General features: G+C 65.5%; 3 protein-coding genes. All 3 read right to left on the bottom strand.

The features are described 5' to 3' along the window. On the bottom strand, positions 1–494 hold a 494-nt coding region (locus ACN4F8_RS20925; RefSeq protein WP_419475342.1), incomplete at its 3' end, for an AMP-binding protein. Then, entirely contained in the window at positions 491–1,558 is a 1,068-nt protein-coding gene (locus ACN4F8_RS20920) for a CaiB/BaiF CoA transferase family protein (RefSeq protein ID WP_027015142.1), read from the bottom strand. The genes ACN4F8_RS20925 and ACN4F8_RS20920, both read right to left, overlap by 4 nt. Before the next feature lie 2 nt (positions 1,559–1,560). Beyond that, the gene (locus ACN4F8_RS20915; RefSeq protein ID WP_035479518.1) at positions 1,561–2,706 is read right to left on the bottom strand and encodes an acyl-CoA dehydrogenase family protein; all 1,146 of its coding nucleotides are present in this window, start codon (positions 2,704–2,706) and stop codon (positions 1,561–1,563) included. Positions 2,707–2,765: the final 59 nt, after the last annotated feature.

Here is a 2,765-nt window from a genome sequence, read left to right as displayed (position 1 = left end):
TTCAGCGTGGTCTTGATCTGGTCCAGCGGCTTGTCGGTCATGACAATCCAGCCCTTGATCTGGGGCGAATTCGCTGCGACGGATTCGGCAAGGGGTAGCAATGACTCGTCTACGCAAACGTAGGACACCTTGCTGTGGTCGACCACGTAGCCCAGGTCCTCTGGGCCCAGGCGCAGATTCATCTGCAACATGACAGCACCCAGGCCGGGAATAGACCAGTACAGCTCGAAGTGACGTCGGCTGTTCCAGTCCAGGATGCCGACCCGGTCGCCGGGCTCGACACCGAGCGCGCGCAGTGCATTGGCGCTGCGGCAGATGCGCGCGTAGCAGTCCGCGTAGGTGTAGCGATCCCAGCCGCCATCGGGTGTGCGGTAGACGATCTCCTGGTCCCCATGGGTGCGCGCGGCGTGCCGGATCAGCGTCGTGGTGTTGAGCTGGCGGTCGTTGCCCGTGGTGGACGGGCAGCCGCGGACGATGTGGGTGGTAGCAGTCATTTCTTTGTCTCCTGGGTGGTGGTTGCGTTGAGTGCCTGGAACCGTGGGGCCGAGGCCGCTTCGATGGCGCCGAAAGAGGTGGTCTGGTAGATGCCCCGTGCCGCGTTGTGCGGATGCCGCACTGCCTCGGCCAGGCTGAGCACGGGTGCAAAGCAGGCGTCGCTGCCTTCAAGCAGCGCGCACCAGTGCGCCTGGGGCTGGGTGCGGATGAGGGCCGCGATGCGCTCCTTCAACGCTGGCCACGCCGCCGTGTCGTACTGGTCTGCAGGGTTCACGTCCGCCAGGCCCAACTTGGACAACAGCAATGCGTAGAACGGCGGCTCGATCGCGCCGAGGCTGATGAAGCCGCCGTCGGCGCAGACGTACACGTCATAGAACGGCGAATCGTGGAACGGGCTCGGCTGTGCGCCGTCGATCTGCCCGTTGGCGCGAATCCAGTGCACCAGCGTGCCCAGCATGGCCACGATGTCCACGATGGCTGCGTCCACAACCCGGCCACGGCCGGTGGCCCGTGCATCGACCAGCGCGCAGGCGATGCCAAAAGCCATGCCTAGCGCCCCGGCACCGTCCCCGAGTACCGAGGGCGGCACGATGGGCGCCTGCCCCCTGTGCGCCGACAGCGACAGCAGGCCCGTCAGCGCGACGTAGTTCAGGTCGTGGCCCGCGGCCTGGGCAAGTGGCCCGTCCTGGCCCCAGCCCGTCATCCGGCCATAGACCAGCCGGGGATTGAGCGCCGCGCAATCTGCGGGGCCGAAGCCCAGCCGCTCCATCACCCTTGGGCGAAAGCCTTCGATCAGAGCGTCGGCCTGGGCAATCAGTTCCAGTGCGCGCGCCTTGCCACCGGGCGACTTCAGGTCGATGACCTCGACCTTCTTGCCGCGGTGCAGCGGGTTCTCCACCGCCCCGCCCAGCCGCTGCGCCCCAGCAGCCTGCTCGGCCCGTGCCAGCGCGATCACCTCGGCGCCCATGTCGACCAGCATCCTGGCGGCCAGAGGGCCTGGACCGATGCCCTCAAACTCCACCACACGGACGCCGTGCAGAGGCAACTGCAGCGTGTGCGGCATGTTCACAGCTTCCTCGAAACCAGGTCTTTCAGGACCTCGTTGGCGCCGCCGTAGATCTTCTGCACTCGCGAAGCGGCATACATCCGCGCGATCGGATACTCGGCCATGTAGCCGTAGCCGCCGAACAATTGGAGACACTCGTCCACCACGCGGCACTGCTGTTCGGTGCACCACCACTTGGCCATGTAGGCGGCCTCGTTGTCGAGTGTGCCGTCCAGCAGTCTCTGTGTACAGTCGTTGACGAAGCTGCGCACCACATGCGCGATGGTCGCCATCTCGGCCAGCTTTTGGCGCGTTGTCTGCATGTCGAACAGAGGCGCACCGAATATCTTGCGCTGCTTCGTGTATTCGATGGTGAGCTCCAACGCCCGGTCGATGACGGCCGCCGCCGGCACTGCAATGACCATGCGCTCGTAGGGCAGCGCGCCCATCAGTTGCCCAAAGCCTTGTCCTTCAACGCTCCCCAGCAGTTGGTCGGCTGGAACGCGCACGCTGTCGAAGAAGAGCTCCGCCGTGTCCGAGGCCTGCATGCCGATCTTTTCAAGCAGGCGGCCCACACGAAAGCCTGGCAGGTTCTCGGTCTCCAGTACGAACAGCGACACCCCTTTGCTGCCCGCGCCACTGGTGCGCGCCGCGACGATCAGCAGGTTTCCGGTGAAGCCGTTGGTGATGAAGGTCTTGGCGCCGTCGATCACGTAGTAGTCGCCGTCGCGCCGGGCCCGGGTGGAGATGGCCTTCAGATCCGAGCCGCAGCCCGGCTCGGTCATCGCGATTGCGGCCAGCATCTCGCCGTTCGTCACCTTGGGCAGCCAGCGCTGCTTTTGCGCTTCGGTGCCAAAGTCCAGGATGTAATGCGAAGCGATGGTGTGCACCGCGATATTGACCGGCATCTCGGCCTTGGCCAGTTCGTCCTGCACCACCAGCTGGTAGGCGAGGCTGGCGCCGGCACCACCATAGGTCTCGGGCATCTCGGGCAGCAGAAAGCTCATCCCGCCGAACAGACGCCAGACCTCGCGCGGGATGTAGCCCTGGCGGCGCCATTCGTCGAGCCGGGGAGTGAATTCGGCGGCAACGTAGCGACGCACCTGCTCGCGAAAAGCGTCGATCTCGTGGTCCATCCAGGCGTGGCGATACAGCTGTGGCAGCATGGGCATGTCTCCTTGTATGTTGGCTTCTGACCCCGCACCGGGCGTTCCGCACAGCGCCA

The sequence above is a fragment of the Hydrogenophaga sp. genome, from assembly GCF_048549895.1.
In the GTDB taxonomy this organism is placed as follows: domain Bacteria; phylum Pseudomonadota; class Gammaproteobacteria; order Burkholderiales; family Burkholderiaceae_C; genus Hydrogenophaga.
Note: the sequence above shows the minus strand (reverse complement) of the source record. Positions and strands in the feature narration are given on the sequence as shown.